Source organism: Tepidisphaeraceae bacterium, assembly GCA_035998445.1.
Taxonomy (GTDB): domain Bacteria; phylum Planctomycetota; class Phycisphaerae; order Tepidisphaerales; family Tepidisphaeraceae; genus DASYHQ01.
The window spans coordinates 410,876-428,798 of record DASYHQ010000018.1 but is presented as its reverse complement, the minus strand read 5'-3'; the positions used below and the strand labels follow the sequence as shown (position 1 = coordinate 428,798).

Below are 17,923 nucleotides of genomic sequence, written 5' to 3'. Positions count from 1 at the left end.
CCCGCCTGCGCCGGGGGAGGGTTAGGGAGGGGGCGGGGGATCAACTGCACAATCGAAGAGCCCCCACCCCAGCCCTCCCCCGCGGGTACGCGGGAGAGGGGGTAAGAGGGGCGGCGGGGAGTTGGTCATGTGTCGCGGCGCGGATGAACTGTGGTGGCGCGGGTGGGTCGCAGGGGAGATGGAACGTTGACCGTTCGGGATGAGGTGGGCCCCTTGAGCGGCGTTGGGGGCCGGGGCCGGTGTGGGGGCGGCCGGTGTCCGGACGGTCCGGGCCCGTGTCCGAGGCGTTCGGGCCGGTGCCCGAATCGTTCGGACACAGGGCCGAGGGTTTCGGACAGGGGCCGGGGGGACGGCGGCCGGGGTCTGGTGGGTGGCGGCAAGGGGTAGGGTTGCGGGGGCGGGGGCGTTGGTGGGGGCGACACCCTGACAATTCTCGGACGCGGGATGAGGGGCGGAAGTTTCTTCAGCAACAGGCGGATCGGGTCGATGGCAGGAGGGCCACGCGACAGGCGCGTGGGCGAGAAGGCAATGGAGTGACCGTCATGCGTGTGGTGCCGAAAGACAAGAGCTCGCAGTTGGCGTACTTTCAGACACACGCCACGGTCTGGCTGGAGCGGGCGGCGGAGATCGGGCTGACGACCGAGGAGGTCGAGCAGCTGGCGGCGCGCGTGGAGGCCGCGAAGGCGGCCCAGAGCGAGCAGGCGCAGGCGCAGGCCGCGGCGCGTGCCGCGACGAGCAAGTGCGAGGGGGCGATGCGGGCGATGGCGGAGCAGGGGGCGGCGCTGATTGCCAAGGTTCGCGCCAAGGCGGGTCGGTCCGATCCGGCGGTACTGTCGCTGGCGCACCTGCCACAGCAGTCGGCCGGGTCGCCGGTTGGCGCGCCGGGCACGCCGCATACGTTTACGACGGAGCTGCGGAACAACGGCGCGCTGTTGCTGCGCTGGCAGTGCGACCATCCGCACGGTGCCGAGGGGACGATGTACAAGGTCAGCCGCAGCCTTGATGGCGGCGGGATGGCGTTCGTGGGCGTGGTCGGCAAGAAGTCTTTCGTCGACCTGACGCTGCCCCCGGGCACGGCGCAGGTGACGTACGTCGTGCAGGCCGTCCGCTCGACCCGCACGGGCGACGAGGCCCAGCACCTCGTCTACCTCGGCGTGCCCAAGGGCCACCCCGCGACGATGCAAGTCAACCGGGCGGCGTGAGCGATCGCGAAGTGAAGCAGGGCGGGTGATGCCCGCGGTCCATTCATCACACGGATCGTGCGGCAGGATTGACCCCCATCTGAACGCGGCTTGCCAGCCATCGCGTGGCTGCTATCTTCGTTCGTCATGACGATCGCTCAACTGATGATCCCTGAACTGAGTCGCGAGGCGGAGACGACCCGCCGGCTGCTGGCGCGCATCCCGGCAGACAAGCTTGACTTCACCCCGGGTCATGGCCTGCACACGATCGGTTGGAACGCCAGCCATCTGGTGGAGATCGTCGGGTGGGTGCCGGGCATCGTGAACGAGCCGGGCCTGGATCTGGCGGCGGTGGATGCCGAGCAGCAAGCGGCGCCGACGGGCGACGTGGCGGCGATGCTGGCGCGCTTCGATTCGAACTTGGCGGGGTCGCTGGCGGCGCTGGAGGGTGTGAGCGACGAGACGATGGCCCAGTCGTGGACGATGCGGATGGGGCAGCACGAGATCTTCACGATGGCCAAGGGGGACTGCCTGCGCAAGTGGGTCTTCACGCACACCGCCCACCACCGCGGCATCCTCTCGGCGACGCTGCGCCTGGCTGGCGTGTCGCACGGGTCGATCTACGAAGAGTGAGGCCATTGGCGGGGTGGCACAGGTTCGTACGCCATCCTTTGGTGGCCTCTTGCGGCAGTGTCGCACGGAGGGCAAGTGATGGCGAGACTTCGTCGTCCTCGGCCGGCTACGCGTCGGAAGTTAGATCGCTGAGCATCGCGATTTCAGAGGAACCTTATGTCCCTGAACCTGCTTCGCACCGGGTTGTTCATCTTTTTGATCACCATGATGCTTACTGCAAAGACGCTGGCAGAGCCGACGGTGATCGAGCGCGATGAAGGCGGCGGCTGGCGGATGCTGCGCGGCGGGCAGCCTTACGTGGCGAAGGGCGTGTGCATCTGGGGCGAGGCGGTGCGATTGGACGAACTGGTGACGGCGGGGGGCAACTCGGTCCGCGCGTACGATCCCGCGCACGCCGACTGGACGCTGAAGGAGGCGGGGCGGCGCGGGTTGACCGTGATGTTGAGCTTCGACCCCGGCAAGCCGCGCCACGGGTTCGATTACAAGGACGAGGCGAAGGTGCTGGCCCAGCGCGAGCGCTTCAAGCAATTTATCCGCCAGCACAAGGACGACCCGGCGTTGCTGGTCTGGTCGGTCGGGAACGAGGTCGAGTTCTCGGCGCCCGATGCGGACGCGTTCGACCGCGCGCTGACGGAGATGAACGTGCTGGCCGGAATGGCGCGGGCGATCGACCCGAACCATCCCGTGGGCATCAGCCTGGCGGGGATGGACGAGCGGCGGGCGAAGTTCGTCACCACGCGCTGCCCGAACTTTCAGTACGTCGGCATCAACAGCTACGGCGGGACGCCGCAACTGCCGGCGCAGCTGGATGCGGTGAAGTTCGATTTGCCCTATTTCCTGACCGAGTTTGGTCCGAACGGCCATTGGGAGGTTCCGACCACCGCGTGGGACGCGTCGATCGAACCGACCAGCACCGAGAAGGAGCAGCAGTACATTCGAGCGCACGCCGCGGTGTCGGGCGACAAGCGGTGTTTGGGGTCGTACGCGTTCTACTGGGACCACAAGCAGGAACTGACCGCGACGTGGTACGGCATGTTCCTGAAGGACGGCCGGCGGACGGGCGTGATCGACGCGATGACCTTCGCCTGGACCGGTCGGTGGGCCGATACACGCGCGCCGCGCATCAACGCAATCGGGTTCACGGATCGCGCGTCGCACGAGTTCAAACCGGGCGAGGCGGCCGAGGCGGTCGTGTCGCTGGTCGATGAGAAGCGCCCCGTGAAGTACGAATGGTCGATCACCCACGAGGCGGCCGAGCGCAAGCTAGGCGGCGACTTCGAGCCCGACCTGCCGATCCTGTACGAGGGCCTTCACCCGACGGACGACGGTCGCGTGGCGATCGCCATGCCGACGAAGCCCGGCGCATACCGGCTATGCCTGATCATTGCCAACGACGATGGCCGCAGCGTCGCGACGGCGAACCTCTGCTTCCGCGTGAAGGACTAGACCCATACCGACGGCGACTACTGGTTCATCGTGATGGCGTCGCCCGAGCCGGTGTAGAGGTCGAGGGGGCCGTCGAGTTCGATCTTGATGACGGTGGCGTCGGGGTCGAGCGCGGCTTCGGGGACGTCGATCCAGAGCACGCCGGGCAGGTGGGCCCACGGGGCGCCGCCGAGCTTGCGGTGAACGAGGGGCTCGCCGTTGCCGCCGACGATCGTGCAGCGGGTGACGTTGTTGCGGATGCCTTTGACGGCGATGGCGTCGTTGGGGCGGTCGAAGATCGTCACGTAGAGCACGTCGCGGGCGCGGTTGAGCGTGGAGGTGCCGTAGACGTGCCCGTGGGGCAGGCCGGCGACGGTGCCGTAGAGCGACTCGGCGTGCACGTTCGCCCAGCGGCCCAGGCCGCGCAGCACGTCCACCTGTTCGCGTTGGATCGAGCCGGTGCTCTTGGGGCCGACGTCCAGCAGCAGGTTGCCGCCCATGCTCGCGCACTCGGCGAGCATGCGCACGCACTGGCGGACGGTCTTGAAGTTCTTGTCCTTCTTCTGAAAACCCCACGAGTCGTTGATGGTGACGCAGAACTCCCACGGCCCCTTGGGCGGGGTGATGGGAATGGCCTGCTCGGGCGTGCCGTAATCGCCGTGGCCACCCATGCGGCTGTTGAGGATGACGCCGGGGGCCCAGGTGTGTAGTTGCTGGCGCAGTTCCTCGAAACGCCACTGTTCGGGGTCGCGCTCCCAGTCGCCGTCGAACCAGAGGAGGTCGGGCTTGTACGTCTCGCAGAGTTCCTTCAACTGCGCGCGGTGGAAGGCCAGGAAGCGTTCCCAGCGCTCGGGGTGTTCGCCATCCTGCGGGTAGGCGAACTTGTTGGCGTGGCGGTTGCCGTGGTCATGCGGCTGCTTGCCCTTCGGCAGCACGCTGGCCTAGTCGGGGTGCGACCAGTCCAGGTGCGAATAGTAGATGCCAACCTTCAACCCGCGCCGGCGCAGCGCGTCGCAGTAGGGGCCGATGAGATCGCGGCCCGCGGGTGAGCCTTCGACGGCGTTCAGCTTGTTCTGCTTCGTGGGCCAGAGCGCGAAACCGTCGTGATGCTTGGCCGTCAGCACGGCATAGGTGGCGCCGGCGGCGGCGAACAGTTCGGCCCAGGCTTCGGGGTCGTACCGCTGGGCGGTGAACGTGCTGGCCTGGGCCATGTACTGGTCGTACGGCACCTGCCCGCCGAAGAACGGCCAACTCTCGCCCCATTCGCCGGCGGAGTAAATGCCCCAATGAATGAAGATCCCAAGCTTCGCGTCGGTGAACCAAGGCTGCATCATGATCTGGTCTCTCCTGCGGTAGTCGATCGGTCGCACATCCTGCCGGAAATGCGCGTCGATGCAAGGGGACGGATCGTTGGACCGACGGCGGTTAGCGTTGGGCCTACAGGCGTCACACGCGATGCTCACGTCTTCTAATCGGCCTCGTTGTCGTGCGGACCCTCGGGCGAGTGCGGCGAGAGCAATGAGGCGGCGGTGGAGGCGAGGATGCCCAGCACGAGGTAACCGGTGAAGCCCTGCAATGCGGCCAGCGCTCGACCGGCAGCGACGGGGTAGAAGTCGCCGAAGCCGACCGAGGTGAACGTGATGAACGAGAAGTAGAAGCTGCGCCAGAAGTCGTGGACGACCGTGGTGCTTGCGCCGGTGTTGTCGAGGATGCCCAGCCGTTGGTGAATGGAGGCGAACGCTGCCAACAGAAGCACCATCTCGCCGAGCACGCAGGTCAGTTGAAACGCGAGGCTGCCCCGGTCGCCGAGGATCCTGCGCACGTGCAGGACCAGCAGCGCGATGTAGACCGCCACGACCATCAGACCGATGACGAAGATCGCGATGCGGTACGGCAACCCATCGGGCAGGAGGCGCAGCAACCCCACCCATGTGCCGCCCAACAGCACAAACGCCAACCCGAGCCCGCCTAGTGCCAGAACCTTCTTTTGCATCGCGCGAGGGTACGGCATGAGCCGACGTACGGGGACGGGCGATTTACGTCACGGCATCAGCGGGTGACGACACCGTCGCGCAGGGCGGGCAGGGGGGGGGGTTGTCGACGGCACGTAGGGCCCACACCATGACCGCGACCCAAGGCAGGCCGATGATCGCGCCGCCGATGACATCGCTCGGCCAGTGCGTGCCGAGTCGGACGCGGGCATATCCCAGCACGGCACACCAGGCGATGCCAACCAGGATCGCGATCACGCGTTCCACCCAACTGCCCGAGGCCCGGCACCACGCCCACACCAACAGCCCGTAGACCGACAGCGACAAGACCATGTGCCCCGACGGAAACGAGTGCAACGGCGGCGCCGCGACGCCGCCCGCGATGACTTGCGGCCGCGGGCGGTCCCACAAGTGCCAGCCCCAGTAGACCAGCGTGCGGGCGAGCAGCCACGAGACGACGATCGTCACCGCGAACACCGGCTGGCGATATCGCGCTGCGACGATCACGACGCAGAGGAGCAGGGGGATGACGTAGATCAGATTGCCGGGCGACTCGAACAGGATGGCGTTGCTGAACGACATCGGCCCGCGCTCGATGGTGGCGAGCGTTCGATCATCCCAATCGCCCAGCCAGGTTCGTTCCCATCGCTGCGCGACGAGCGTGACGCCGGCGGTAATAAGCATGCAGGCGATCCAGCCGATCGCGAGGCGCACCGCCCATCGTCGCCAGGTGCCCGGCGGTAGGGCGCGCGACGATGTGAGGAAGTCCGTCGCTGCCTGACCTAGGAGGGCCGGGAGGAACCAACGCGAGGTGTGTTGGGAAACTGCTGTAGGGCTGTCGAGATGTGCACGAGTCATTGCGGGTAAGCGAAGCAACTTCCGCGCCGCAACGGGCTCAGCGGTAGGCGGAATGAGTTCGAGTTGGGCGCCGAATCATCGCCGCGTCCGATCCGACCGTGGCATGGGCGTCTCGCCCATGCGTGTGAACTGGAATGGGAGCTTTGATTTGCTGGTTGCCGCGTCGTTCAAGCCGCTCTGAAGCGAACTGAGTCTTACGACCTCATGTCGAGCATGGGCGAGACGCCCATGCCACGGGAATGGCGAGCGCCATCGCTTGATTGAGTTCAGCCTCGCGGAGCAAGTGCGAGGTGGCAAATAAAGGCGACGCGGGCAGTGGATAATCCACCACCCGCGTCGCGCGGAAGAGAAGTTTGAGGACGGGATCGTCGTGCGACGTCGGAACCTTGGCCAAACCGTCCCCAACCGCCGGCGGCTTCGCTTATTGATGGTCGCAAAGCGAAGCCGCTGGCACGCGGATGGAGTTGGATCGGGCGTACGGGCCGACGGCGGTCGGTTACTGGCGGTCCGGGTGCGTCTTGGTCTTACGATCGGAGCGCACGCGTTGGCCGGGGTGTTTCCGAGGGGCGTTGGGTTGCGTTTTCATTACTTGGGGCTCCTTGGGGTGGTGACGCCGAGTTCTTCCTCGGAGACGTGAACTTCGTCCTTGTCGCCGGGGTTGTTCTTGTTGGTGACCTTCGTGACCGCGTTCTCGATCGCGCTCACGACCGTTGCGACCTTGCTGACGACCGTCTGGCCCGGCTTGGTGCTGGGGATGACGGAGTCGGGATTGGTCTTCGGGCCGGCGGTGGACGTGCTCACTGAAGTGAGGACGCTGCCAGCGGCGGCGCGTTCGGCGGCCTTCTTCGGGTCGCCGGAGCCAGCGTGAACGCTGCGCTCGTGACGGGCGGCGTTGCGGCCGTCGTCGGTGCTTTCGTACTTAATGCCGATCGTGCTTTCAGCTTCGCCCAGAACCAGGCGGTTTACGACTTCCACGCCCTGCATCAGGCTGTGGTCGGTGTTCGACACTTCGTACTTCCACATGCCGAAACGGCCGCGCGAGTAGATGTCCTGCGTCTCCAGGTACGGGATGACCTGCTGCAAAATCTCGTCGCGCTCTACCGACGGCGTGGGATAGCTGTATTCGGCGTGGTAGACCCACTTGCTGATGATGTCCTTGCGGTCTTCATCGGTGATCATGCCGGCGTTGACGAGGCCGGTGATCGTCTCCTCCACGATCGTGTCCTTGTTCACGGGCTTGTGCTCGCTGTAGCTGGTCTCGCAGAGCAGGCTGTAGTGGGTGTCCTTGTCGGGGGTCATGAACGGGCTGTAGTTCGACAGGTACGTGACGCGGTAGAACGGGCAGTTGTCCTCGGGGAAGTACATCCACGACTTGGTGCTGGGGCAGGGCTGCTTGATGCCGATGCCGACCATGTACCCGCCGCTCTTCTTCAGGCCGGCGGCGGCCTTCTTGATCTCGCGGGGCATCTCGCCGTTGATGACGTCGTTGCAGAGTTTGTTCACGGGCATCGACGAGATGAGGATGTCGTACTTCACGATCTCGCCGTCCTTGAACCGGATCTCCTTCTTCTTCATGTTGATGAAGTCGATGGTCTTGTTCAGGTTCACGTGCCCTTCGAGCGGCTTGCCGAAGCGCTTGTAGAACTCGCCCGTGCCGCCAAAGAGCGGGAACTTGAACTGGTTGTTGGGTCCCCAACCGAAGTCGTCGCCGCCGAGGACGACGTTCTTCAGCGCGCGGTTGATGTCGAGGACGGCGACGCGTTCGCCGATCCATTCCTTGTTCATCATCTCGGCGGGGTGCGCCCAGACCTTGAAGTTGTAGGGCGTCATAAAGTGCTTGGAGATGCCGTCGCCGAAGACGGCGTCGATGAACTCCTTGAAGTTCGTGGCGGCCTTGTGGTCGCGCTTCGTCTGGGCTTCGATCAGGCCCGACAGGCACTCGAACTGCTGCTGCTTGGGCAGGTAGCGGATGTTGTTCTGGAACGGATACGGGACCCAGTTCTCGAACATGCGAACCCAGCACTCGCGGTTGTTCATCTGGAAGTCGTTGCCCATCAGCGTTTCGAAGCACTGGTCGTAGTACTTGTAATGGCTGAACATCACGTGGCCACCGATGTCCCAGGTGAAGCCGGCTTCGTCTTTGAAGCTGGCGGACAGGCCACCGATGTAGGGCAGGCGGTCGTACATCTGGAAGTTTTTGTACCCCAGTTCCTTCAGGCGATAGCCCGCGCCGAGGCCGGTGGGGCCGCAGCCGATGATGACGATCTTCTTTTCGTTCTTCTTCTCTTCCATTGGGGTCTTCCTTTGTTGATTTCGTAGGGGCGAGACTTGTCTCGCCCTCGTTCGTTCGTGCAGACCGGGGAGGGCGACACAAGTGTCGCCCCTACAGATTCCGGCCTACGAGCCCTGCGTGTGTTGATATTGGTACTCGAGCTCCATCTCCGTCAGCGGTTGGATGTTGCGGTTCGAGCGGCGCTCCTTCTTGGTGATCGCCTCTTTGATCAGCCGCTGCATCTCGGCGACGGTCACTTCCCAACTGCTTTGCTTGGCCAGTGCCAAGCCGCGATCGAGACGCTCGCGGTCGGGTTGCTCCATCGCCTTGGTGGCAGCGGCGACGAACTCCTCGGCGGTCTTGGCGATGTAGACCGTGTCGCTCCACTGCCGCACGACGTCCTTCACCGGCGTGCTGATGATCGGCTTGCCGGTCGCCATGTACTCCAGGCCCTTGGTCGGGTTGATGTACTGCGTGGCGGCGTTGTTGGCGAAGCACATCATGTTCACGTCGAACGCCGCGCAGTAGTTGGGCAGCTGCTGGTAATCGCGCCCGCCCAGCCAGAACAGGTTGGGGAAGTGCGGCAGCAGGTTCGGGTCGACCTTCACCACGGGTCCGACCATCGCGAACGACCAGTCGGGACGCATGCGGGCCATCTCACCGACCATCGCGTAATCGACGCGCTCGTCGACCACGCCGAACCAGCCCAGGATGGGGCGGTTCATGAAGTCGATGTCGGCCGGGATGACGGTCTCGGGGTCCTGGGCCTTGTTGAAGTGGCTGAACTCCACGCCGCAGCCGAAGATGTGCACGTTGTCGTGCAGACGCTTCTTGTTGGCGCCCATCTCGTAGCCACCGGTGAAGACGACGTCGGCGTGCTCGATCAGGCGGGCCTCGTTGTTCACGAGCTGCTTCGGGGCGCCGCTGAACTGCGAGAGCTCGTCCATGCAGTCGTAGACCACGCCGCGGTTCTCGAAGTGGCCCAGCGACCAGGCGCTGTCCATCGGGCTGTAGTACCAGAGGACGGGGCGCTCGAAGTCGCCGTTCTCGTTCATTACCTCGATCGCTTCCTTGGCCCATTCACGAAGCATCGCCGGCAACTTGGGGTTCTTCGCCAGCGACGGAGAAACGTGCGGGCAGAAGACGGTGACGTTCGGCATCACGCGGTGGAACTGCAAATCCGGCTCGGCGCCTTCCGGTCGATCGAAGAAGGGTTCTTCAATGAACAGGATCGGATGCTTCTTGGCGAAGCGCGATAGAAACTGCTGCGGGCGCTGCCAGACGAAGCCCCAGCGCAAGTGGCAGAAGACGACGATGCCGTAGCGATCGGTCTGCTTGCCGGCATCAACTTCCGGAATCTCCAGCCCGCTCGTCTGCGACATGACCGCAGCCTTGGCGGCGGCCGGCTCGGCGGCGGCGCCAGGGACGGGGTCGGCGATCGCGCTGCCACCGCTCTTGGCGGGCGTGGTGGGGGCCTCGGCGGTCACGGCCATCGTCGGTTGAATCCACTCACCGATCGGGGGCAGCTGCTCGTCGTCGGCCTCCGGCGAGGGGTAGTTGATCTCACCCAGCTTAGCAATCTTCTCGTCGCCACTGGTCGCGAACTCCTTGAACATCGCCACCAGCGGGCTGGCGACGCGGTTCATCGTGCCGTCGGCGGTCTTCTTGATGTTGAACAGGCCCACCTCGTGGATCTTGCCCACGCGGTGCGTGAGGGCGCCGTCCCAGTCGACCTGGTCAATCATGGGCCACCAGACCAGGCCCAGCATCGGCACGCCGTCCTCGCGCAACCGGCGGATGTGGTCGATGTTCGTCTCGAGCCAAATCTCGCGATTGATCGGCTGCCCTTCGATGCTGGTCTCGGTCAGCATCAGCGGGATGCCGTAACGCTGCCAGTAGGCGTTGGCGACCTTGTACAGACCGGTCGGGTTATCGGCGCGACGCTGGCGCACCTTGCCGAGCGGGCCGTGATCGAGCTGCCAATCGCTGTGCGGGTAATAATCGAGGCCGAAGACGTCGGGTTGCTGCGGGTTCGAGCGGAACCATTCGAGGTCCAGCTCGTTCATGCCGTAGCTGTTGAGCCACGAGAACATCGGGTGGTGCTTATCGACCCGGCCGGTGAGCAGGTCCATCACCAGGAAGCGGCGCATGTTGCGGCGGGCGACTTCCGTCTCCAGCGACTTCACGCGGGTCTTGTACGTTTCGACCGCATCGCACAGCAGCACGATCGACTCGGGCGCCGTGTTGCGAATGGCGCGAATGCCGCGGGCCACGCCCTGCACGATGCGCGACAGCACGGGCATGTACCCGCGCCACTTGCGCTGGTGGGGCGGCCAGAAGCCGAAGTCGCCGCTGAACAGCGCGCTGACGAGCGGCTCGTTGAACGGGCACCAGGTCTTTACGGTGCTGCTGTAGCGGCCGACAATCGCAGTGGTGAAGCGCTCAAGCGCTTCTGGAAACTCGGGGTCGCCCACGGCCTGCTTCAGCCACAGCGGTGTGCCAAAGTGCATGACGTCGAGCATCAGATTGATGCCCAGCTTGTCGAGCGCCTCGATGCGCTCGTCGGCCATTGCCCAGTCGAACTTGCCGGGCGACGTCTCCAGCTTGTGCCACGGCAGGGCGTAGCGCAGGTGGGTGATGCCCAGCTCTTCCTTGGCACGCTTGAAGTCGTCGCGCCAGAATCGGTTGTGCTGCGTCCAATCGAACTGATCGACGTTCAGGTGGGGCAGGAACGAGCACTCGATGCCCGCGCCCCAGACGAACTGCTTGAAGGGCAGTTTGTCGGCCGTGATGAGTGACGGGGCTTGGGTCGCAGTGATGGTTCCGTTGTGGTCGGCCGCTTTCGAAGTCATGCGCGTACGCTCTCCCTGGCCAAAGCCGATGGCTTGGCAAAAAATTGACCGTGTTGACTCAAATCAGCCCGGTTGAAGAACCGGTGGTGTCCCGAATCGTCAGCGGAATGCTAACGAGTGCAGAACTGCTTCAGGCGGCTATCGATGAAACGAGGCGAGACGGTGAACGACGGTGTGCTGCGCGTGTCATGTTGCTCTCCCTGTGCCGGCTTAGCCGACAGGGCAGAAAGAGCATTCATCACCCCACGACGCGCACCGTTCCCCTGATGGTTTTTGTGTTTTTGCTTCATCCGTTCCTCTTGGTACCCAACTGGTCTAGCCGCACTTCGGGCGATGACTTTCAAGAGCAAAGTGGATGCCGCATTCGGGCAGAATGTACGCTCTGGCTCGCTTAGGCAGCTTAAGCCGGAGAAAAATCAGCGAATATTTACTTTAGTGATTTTTGGGCAGTTGCCGAGGCGATTCGCCTCGACGCCACAACCGCGTCAGATGGACGCCGAGGGATCGATGTTCATCGACAGAGTGTCGCATAGATGTTAGGCAAGTTTAGCGATGGGTGGGCGCTTCGTTCGCATCGGATTGCCGGAATGCCTTAGATGAGGCTTCGAAGAGGTGGGGACGCTGTCAAGTGCGTAGCTGATGCGCGAAAGTGTGTGCGATTCTCTCTAAGACCCGTTGACGCTCAAGCGACCGGGACGGCGTGCCGACGGCGTTGCCGATCAAAATCTAGTGGGCACCCAAGGGCGCGGCGGCGGGCGCGGTTGGCCTTAAGCTCGTGTTCGAGCTCGCCTGACGTTCGCTGACCAACGTCGCGGTTGCTTCGACTTCGACCCGGCGGTTCACGATCTGGCTGGTGGCGGTGTAGGCACGCTGGATGACCGGCTCGAAGGTCGAGCAACCCTGCACCCGCAGAATGTCCGGCGACACGCCCTCACCCATCAACACGTCCGCGACCGCCTGGGCTCGCCGCAATGACAAGTCCATCCGCTCTTCAGCGGTGGCGGTGTCGGGATGATCATCCAGCGACGCGTGACCCTTCACCAGCACGATGTTCCGATGCCCGCGAATGAGCGCGGCGATCTGGCGAACCTGCGCGATCGTCTCCGGCGACAACGCGGCCGAACCTTCCGCGAACGTCAACCGACCACCCACCAGCGCCTGCTGGCCCGGACGGATCGTGGTCACCTCCGGATCGGTCCCAACCGCGCCGTCACGCTTCAGCTGCGTCTGGCCCCCTTTGCCGGGCCCCTGGTCCGGGTTCATCATGTGCAGCTTTTTCAGCAGCAGGTAGGTGTTCACGCGATCGTCGGTCTTGGCCGGGTCTGGCTCGTAGCCAAACGACTCACGGACCGCGGCGGCTACCTTGATCCATTCGTCATCGTTCGGCACGCCGGCGTTCGGGCTCGGCGAGGGCTTCAACACCCACAGCAGCACGAACAACCCCATCATGCACATGATGAGGTCCGCCAACGTGAAGATCCACTCGGGGCACTCTTCGCAGATCTCGTGAGGGTCGCACTTGCCGCACTTCTTAGCCATGTTCGTTCAAAGTCTGAAGGCTGAGGTCTGAGGTCTGAAGGAAAGTTCTCCTTCAGACTTCAGACCTCAGACCTCAGGCCTTCCTGTACTACGCTGCCTTCGGAACCGCGTTCTGCTGTTTGGGGCTGAGGAAGCTCAGCAGCTGCATTTCGACGACGCGCGGGTTGTTGCCGGCCTGAATCGCAAGTACGCCCTGCAGGATGATCTCTTTCGTAAATGCCTCTTCCTTGCTGCGCAAGCCGAGCTTTTCGGCGATCGGGCCGGCGACGACGTTTTGCAGGAGGGCGCCGTACAGGGTTCCGGTGAGGGCACCGGCCAAGGCTTTACCGATCACGCCGGCGTCACCGTCGAGGTTCATGAACATGCCGACCTGGGCGCATAGGCAGGCGACCAAGCCGCAACCGGGGCCGAACTTGGCCATGGAAGCCCAGAAGTGCTTGCCGTGCTTGTGGCGTTCCAGCATCGACTCGACCTCGATGCGCATGATGCGCTCGATGATCTCTGGGTCGGTACCGTCGATCGTCAACTGCAGCCCACGGCGGAGGAAGGGGTCCGGCGCCTCGCGGGCGACCGATTCCAAGGCCAGCACACCGTCGCGGCGGGCGGTCTCGGCGTAGGTGACCATCTCCTTGATCAGGTGGTCGACGTGCGCGTGCTTGGCGAAGAGCATCTTCTTCGTCGCCGACAACGCGCCCATCACCGAGTGCAACGGCATCGAGGCGAGCGTCGCCCCCAACGCGCAGCCACCGACCAGCATGATCTCGGCCGGCACGAAGAACGCGCCCATGTGACCGTGCGTCGCGTGGTGCATGCCGTACAACAGCATGCCCCACGCGATCAGATAACCAAGGATTGTTGCCAGATCCACGCCACGCTCCTATACGCTGTTTCGCGCATCGATCGATGCGTCTCCGGGGTCAACCGGAGATCGCTACGGGTGTTTTCGGCATTTGGAAGCGAAACGGTGCAGGATTATTGGAACTTGGGGTAACTTGTCGCGAGTCGAGAGGCAGTTCAACGCGGACGCGCAGAGGCAAGACGCTGAGGACGCGTGAGAAAAGCACGAGGTGGGCGGTGGCATCTGGTTTCCCTGATTCGTTTGGTGGCTGAGGGGGCGTTGCCGTACTATCCGTTCCGGTTCGTCACCTTGGAGTTCTCATGCGCCGTCTCGTCCTTGCCTGCATCGGTCTGTGTCTCCCCTCGCTCGCCAACGCGTGGAGCACCAAGGAACACGTTCAGCTGACCCGCATCGCTGCGGGCGACCTGCTGGCCGACGAGAACACACCGCCGGCGATGAAGGACTGGCTCCGGCAGGTGTCGCCCGGCCCGCTCGACCTGGAGGCCGAGCGTGAGTACCTGATGACCAAGCGCATGGGCATCTTTCCGCACGGCGTCGAAGGGTTGCCGTTCTGGGCGGTCGTGCCCGACCTCGAAGCGCTGATCGACAAGTCGAACAAGAAGATCCCACCGGTCAACGTGTCCGAGCGGTTGATGCATTACCTGGACGTCGAGTACTTCGGCCCCAACCCGCCGGTGAAGACCAGCAACACGAAACCCAAGGCAACCGGTAAGGAACTGTTGGCCGACGGTGATGGGGCGGTTGATGAGAACAAGGAACGCGCCCGGGCGACCAACCTGCCCGGCCCCGATCGCAAGCCGAAGCTTGAGGACATCAAGCGCGACCCCGCCGACCCACGGCTCGCCGAGGCGGGGGCGCTGCCGTATCGCGTGGCCCACAGCTACGAACAGTTGGTGAAGGCGTTCAAGGAAAACCGCCTGACCGACAAGCCCGGCCAGTTCCCGCGCGACGAGCACGCGGTGAAGTGGGCCGGTTACGCCGCCCATTACGTGCAGGACAACACCCAGCCGCACCACAGCACGTGGGACTACAAGAGCCGCGCGTTCTTCCCGCAGGGCACGCGCGCGCCCGACGTACACGCGATGGTCGAGTACAAGCCGGTCGACGACGACATGAACGACTACCCCGAGCTGCGGGCCGCCTACTGGCTTCTGTTCGAGGCGGCGTTGAAGGAGGCCAGGGACCTGGCGACGTCGACCGACCCGTGGGAAGCATCGGTGCAGACGAGCCTGATCAGCTACGACAGCGTACCACTGATCGGCGAGGCCGCCGTGGCCGCGTGGGACAAGGATGCCCAACCGGAATCACCGCAGGACGATGGCCGGATCGACATGATGAAGTTCTACAACCACCGTGGCCAGGTGAACGGCCGCGAGATGAGCGTGCTGGAACTGAAGGCGCACCAGCAGGCCTGGGCCGTCCGCCGCACGCAGACGGTCTGGCTGTCGGCGTGGAAGGAAGCCCACGGTGACCCTGGCGCCGCCAACACCACGGCTCCATCTCCATCGGCTGCCCCGACCCCAGCGCCCGCCCCGGCGCCAGACGTGTACATCGGCCCCTGATCCTCCGCGGCCAGCTCTTCAACTTTTCTAGGACAGGCATTGCCGCCTGTCTCTCTTCTGCCTATTCCGCCGCCGCCTGCGGGAGCCACAAAGGCACGAAGGCGCAAAGCGGGACACGAAGCGCATCCAAATCAGATCGGTGCGGCGGTTTGGATAAACGCCTGCGTCAACCCGTGCACCATTCTGCACCATTCTGCACCATCGACCGATTCAGAACGGATGTAGATTCCTTCCGCTAGAGCAACGGACCTGTTCCTGTTGCGGCTTGTCTTCTGGGTGCCACGGTTTGGTACTCCAAGCCGTGCGGTAGGGTCGACGCAGCCTACACGGCTTGGAGTACCAAACCGTGGCACCCAAACGCTACGGCAAGGTGCGCCCTGCTCTAGTCGTCGATTCGCCAGCACTTAGGTTGTCAAAGAGCACGCCTCTACCCTGCACGCTCGCGTTGCGCGAATTGCGTCGTTCCGGCGCAACATCGACGGGCTTTTCTATGTGTCCTCCTTCGCGCTTTCGTGCCTTCGCGGCTCCCCGTTCTGCATTGCAGACGAAAAATATGGCAGTAGATAAGACGGGAGGAGAGACAGGCAGGAATGCCTGTCCTACAGAAGACTGCGCGTGATGGTTTGTCGAATGCGGTTAGCGGCCTATTCCATCGGAGCGATGCCGTCCGGCGTTACCAGAAACAGCAAATCCGTCACCTGGTGTGGCATGCTGCGGTAATCGTCGGCGATCTGCTTCTTCATGTTGGCCACCGTCTGCGGCTCGTTGCGGAAGCAGAGCAGGATGTCGCGGTTCGGCACGCCGGCGACGAAGGGGCTGCCGAGAAAGCCCGCAAGCTTCTCGTGCAGCGTGGGCAGCAGCAGTCGTGAGGCGTCGTAGCCGTCGAGCTTCTGGAACAGGATCAGGCTGACATTTCCATCCTCGTCCTGTGCCACCTGCGCTTCCAGCGACTCGCTCTTGGCCAGCAGGTTATTCAGCGCGATCTGGTGCAGATCGTCGAGCGTGATGTTCCACGTCTCGAAGTGCGACTTGGGGATGTAGGCGATCGTACGGTCGTTGTCGATCGCGTAGGCCACGTTCAGGCCGTTCACCACGGGCTGGTTAATCGTGGCGCTGTTCGACACGGCCTCGGGCAGCACCATCGGCAGGATGCGGTCCTTCAGGTCCTCCAGCGCGCCGCTCTGGTCGGGCGTGCCCTCGCCGGCACGCAGCAATTCGACGACCCAGCGGTCGATCTGGTGGTTCGTCTCGTCGGGGCGCATCTGGCTGATGCGGTAGATGTTCTCCAGCGACGCCACGTGGCCGTTCACCTTCATCGAGAACGGCTGCGGCCCGCGCGCGATCTTCACCAGCGGGAACTTTACCGCGACGTGCTTCAGCACCTGTTCCGAAAACTGCTCGCGCGACAACGCCATGCGTGAAGTATACGCACGGTGTCGCACGCGTGCCATGTGAATCATTCCGTCGGTGGTCAGCGGTTCGTCGTCCCTTGTCAGTCGAGCCGAACCCAGGTTGTACCCGTCTTCAACAACGGACGACGGACCACTGACAACGGACCAACCCCGCTTCTCTCAACCGGCCACGGCCCGTATAACGAGCGACCTGAACATGGAGGCAGACGACGATGGCGGGCACACTGAAGGTTGGCATTGCGGGCGGTGGATGGCCGGGGTTGCGGCACGTGGATGGGTACCGTGGGGCTGGTGGGTTCAAGATTACCGCGGTCGCGGACCTCATCCCCGAGCGGCGGGATAAGCTGGCGGCCGCTGCGGGCGCGGGCGTGCGGGCGGTGGACGACGTGCAGGCGTTGATCGCCGACCGGTCGCTGGACGCCATCAGCATCTGCCTGCCGACCGACCAGCATGTGCCGGTGGCGATCGCGGCGATGAAGTCGGGCAAGCACGTCATCATCGAACCCCCACCTGCGCCGCTCGTGCGCGGCGCCAAGCAACTGGCCGCCGCTGCTGCGCGGTACGATAAGGTGTTGCTGTACGCGCTGCAGCGGCGGTTCGGTGGGGCCGAACAGGCGGCCAGGCAGGCGATGGACAAGGGCTACGCCGGCACGCCTTATCATGCCCGCGCCGTCTGGACGCGCACGCGCGGCGTGCCGCAGGGCACCGGTTGGTACACCGACCCCGAAAAGTCCGGCGGTGGCTCGATGATCGACCTCGGCCTGCCCCTGCTGGACCTCGCGTGGTCGATGCTCGGCGAGCCGACGCCGCAAAGCGTCTACTGCGTCACCCACGGCCGCCTCGGCGATTTGGGCGGATCGGTCGAAGAGGCCGCGATCGCGCTGGTGCGATTTGAAGGGGGGCAAAGCCTTGAACTGGTTTCATCGTGGGCGCTGAACCAGCCCCCATCGCAAAACGGCACCGTCTGCCGCGTGCTGGGCGACGCTGGCGCGTTGGAGATCTACACGCCGCGCGGGCCGCTGTTGTATCGCGGGTTCGAACGCGGCGAGCCGAAGGAGACCACGCTCAAACTGCCGAAGACGACCGGCCACGCCGCGCTGCTGCGCCACTTCCGCGAGTGCATCTCCGGCAACGCGCAGCCCGTCACCGGCGCCGCGACCGGCGTCATGCTGATGAACATCATCGAGGCAATTTACAAGAGCGCCCAAACTGGCAAGAGCGCCGACGTGAAGGTGCCGGCGAGCGAGTCGAGCGACGCGTGAGACAGCGCCTTTCCCCTCCATTGCCATCCCGTTTAGCCGCGGGCTTGCCCGCGTTCGATTGACCATCAACGGACTCG

The 17,923-nt window shown here is 64.3% G+C and carries 13 protein-coding genes and 1 pseudogene; 5 read left to right on the top strand and 9 right to left on the bottom strand.

From position 1 onward, the window contains the following. Positions 1–542: 542 nt before the first annotated feature. The 3 genes from VGN72_08515 to VGN72_08505 all read left to right on the top strand — a co-directional run bounded on the left by VGN72_08515 (position 543) and on the right by VGN72_08505 (position 3,260). Positions 543–1,202 (top strand): hypothetical protein, encoded by a 660-nt coding sequence (locus tag VGN72_08515; protein ID HEV7299392.1) that lies wholly within the window; start codon positions 543–545, stop codon positions 1,200–1,202. Between the two features lie 126 nt (positions 1,203–1,328). Further along, complete coding sequence (locus tag VGN72_08510) at positions 1,329–1,814, top strand: DinB family protein (protein HEV7299391.1); 486 nt, start codon at positions 1,329–1,331, stop codon at positions 1,812–1,814. Positions 1,815–1,970: 156 nt separating this feature from the next. Beyond that, positions 1,971–3,260 (top strand): glycoside hydrolase family 2 TIM barrel-domain containing protein, encoded by a 1,290-nt coding sequence (locus tag VGN72_08505; protein ID HEV7299390.1) that lies wholly within the window; start codon positions 1,971–1,973, stop codon positions 3,258–3,260. Between the two features lie 17 nt (positions 3,261–3,277). Here VGN72_08505 and VGN72_08500 read toward each other — a convergent pair. The 8 genes and pseudogenes from VGN72_08500 to VGN72_08465 form a co-directional block, all read right to left on the bottom strand. Further along, positions 3,278–4,570, bottom strand: a pseudogene (locus VGN72_08500) (alpha-L-fucosidase). A gap of 137 nt (positions 4,571–4,707) precedes the next feature. Next, complete coding sequence (locus VGN72_08495; GenBank protein HEV7299389.1) at positions 4,708–5,232, bottom strand: potassium channel family protein; 525 nt, start codon at positions 5,230–5,232, stop codon at positions 4,708–4,710. Positions 5,233–5,275: 43 nt separating this feature from the next. After that, complete coding sequence (locus VGN72_08490) at positions 5,276–5,944, bottom strand: phosphatase PAP2 family protein (GenBank protein HEV7299388.1); 669 nt, start codon at positions 5,942–5,944, stop codon at positions 5,276–5,278. Between the two features lie 729 nt (positions 5,945–6,673). Continuing rightward, positions 6,674–8,380 carry an FAD-dependent oxidoreductase gene (locus VGN72_08485; GenBank protein HEV7299387.1) on the bottom strand — a complete coding sequence of 569 codons (1,707 nt, stop codon included), beginning with the start codon at positions 8,378–8,380 and terminating at the stop codon, positions 6,674–6,676. A gap of 105 nt (positions 8,381–8,485) precedes the next feature. Continuing rightward, the gene (locus VGN72_08480) at positions 8,486–11,212 is read right to left on the bottom strand and encodes a family 1 glycosylhydrolase (GenBank protein ID HEV7299386.1); all 2,727 of its coding nucleotides are present in this window, start codon (positions 11,210–11,212) and stop codon (positions 8,486–8,488) included. 110 nt (positions 11,213–11,322) lie between these two features. Then, the gene (locus tag VGN72_08475; GenBank protein ID HEV7299385.1) at positions 11,323–11,502 is read right to left on the bottom strand and encodes a hypothetical protein; all 180 of its coding nucleotides are present in this window, start codon (positions 11,500–11,502) and stop codon (positions 11,323–11,325) included. Positions 11,503–11,938: 436 nt separating this feature from the next. Next, positions 11,939–12,751, bottom strand: coding sequence for an OmpA family protein (locus tag VGN72_08470; GenBank protein ID HEV7299384.1), 813 nt, complete (start codon positions 12,749–12,751; stop codon positions 11,939–11,941). A gap of 88 nt (positions 12,752–12,839) precedes the next feature. Then, positions 12,840–13,619 (bottom strand): MotA/TolQ/ExbB proton channel family protein, encoded by a 780-nt coding sequence (locus tag VGN72_08465; GenBank protein HEV7299383.1) that lies wholly within the window; start codon positions 13,617–13,619, stop codon positions 12,840–12,842. A 290-nt stretch (positions 13,620–13,909) separates the two neighbouring features. On the opposite strand from VGN72_08465, the gene VGN72_08460 reads away from it, so the two are divergent. After that, complete coding sequence (locus VGN72_08460) at positions 13,910–15,172, top strand: hypothetical protein (protein ID HEV7299382.1); 1,263 nt, start codon at positions 13,910–13,912, stop codon at positions 15,170–15,172. 644 nt (positions 15,173–15,816) lie between these two features. On the opposite strand, the gene VGN72_08455 is transcribed toward VGN72_08460, so the two are convergent. Then, entirely contained in the window at positions 15,817–16,587 is a 771-nt protein-coding gene (locus tag VGN72_08455; protein ID HEV7299381.1) for a DUF1444 family protein, read from the bottom strand. 209 nt (positions 16,588–16,796) lie between these two features. Here VGN72_08455 and VGN72_08450 point away from each other — a divergent pair, with 209 nt between their 5' ends. Beyond that, positions 16,797–17,846, top strand: a complete 1,050-nt coding sequence (locus tag VGN72_08450) for a Gfo/Idh/MocA family oxidoreductase (GenBank protein ID HEV7299380.1) — start codon at positions 16,797–16,799, stop codon at positions 17,844–17,846. Positions 17,847–17,923: the final 77 nt, after the last annotated feature.

Excerpts from the sequence above, each read along its gene's own strand:
- VGN72_08475 (HEV7299385.1), bottom strand. The coding sequence starts at position 11,502 with ATGAAGCAAAAACACAAAAACCATCAGGGGAACGGTGCGCGTCGTGGG.
- VGN72_08510 (HEV7299391.1), top strand. The coding sequence starts at position 1,329 with ATGACGATCGCTCAACTGATGATCCCTGAACTGAGTCGCGAGGCGGAG.
- VGN72_08485 (HEV7299387.1), bottom strand. The coding sequence starts at position 8,380 with ATGGAAGAGAAGAAGAACGAAAAGAAGATCGTCATCATCGGCTGCGGC.
- VGN72_08455 (HEV7299381.1), bottom strand. The coding sequence starts at position 16,587 with ATGGCGTTGTCGCGCGAGCAGTTTTCGGAACAGGTGCTGAAGCACGTC.
- VGN72_08505 (HEV7299390.1), top strand. The coding sequence starts at position 1,971 with ATGTCCCTGAACCTGCTTCGCACCGGGTTGTTCATCTTTTTGATCACC.
- VGN72_08495 (HEV7299389.1), bottom strand. The coding sequence starts at position 5,232 with ATGCAAAAGAAGGTTCTGGCACTAGGCGGGCTCGGGTTGGCGTTTGTG.
- VGN72_08470 (HEV7299384.1), bottom strand. The coding sequence starts at position 12,751 with ATGGCTAAGAAGTGCGGCAAGTGCGACCCTCACGAGATCTGCGAAGAG.
- VGN72_08515 (HEV7299392.1), top strand. The coding sequence starts at position 543 with ATGCGTGTGGTGCCGAAAGACAAGAGCTCGCAGTTGGCGTACTTTCAG.
- VGN72_08480 (HEV7299386.1), bottom strand. The coding sequence starts at position 11,212 with ATGACTTCGAAAGCGGCCGACCACAACGGAACCATCACTGCGACCCAA.
- VGN72_08460 (HEV7299382.1), top strand. The coding sequence starts at position 13,910 with ATGCGCCGTCTCGTCCTTGCCTGCATCGGTCTGTGTCTCCCCTCGCTC.
- VGN72_08450 (HEV7299380.1), top strand. The coding sequence starts at position 16,797 with ATGGCGGGCACACTGAAGGTTGGCATTGCGGGCGGTGGATGGCCGGGG.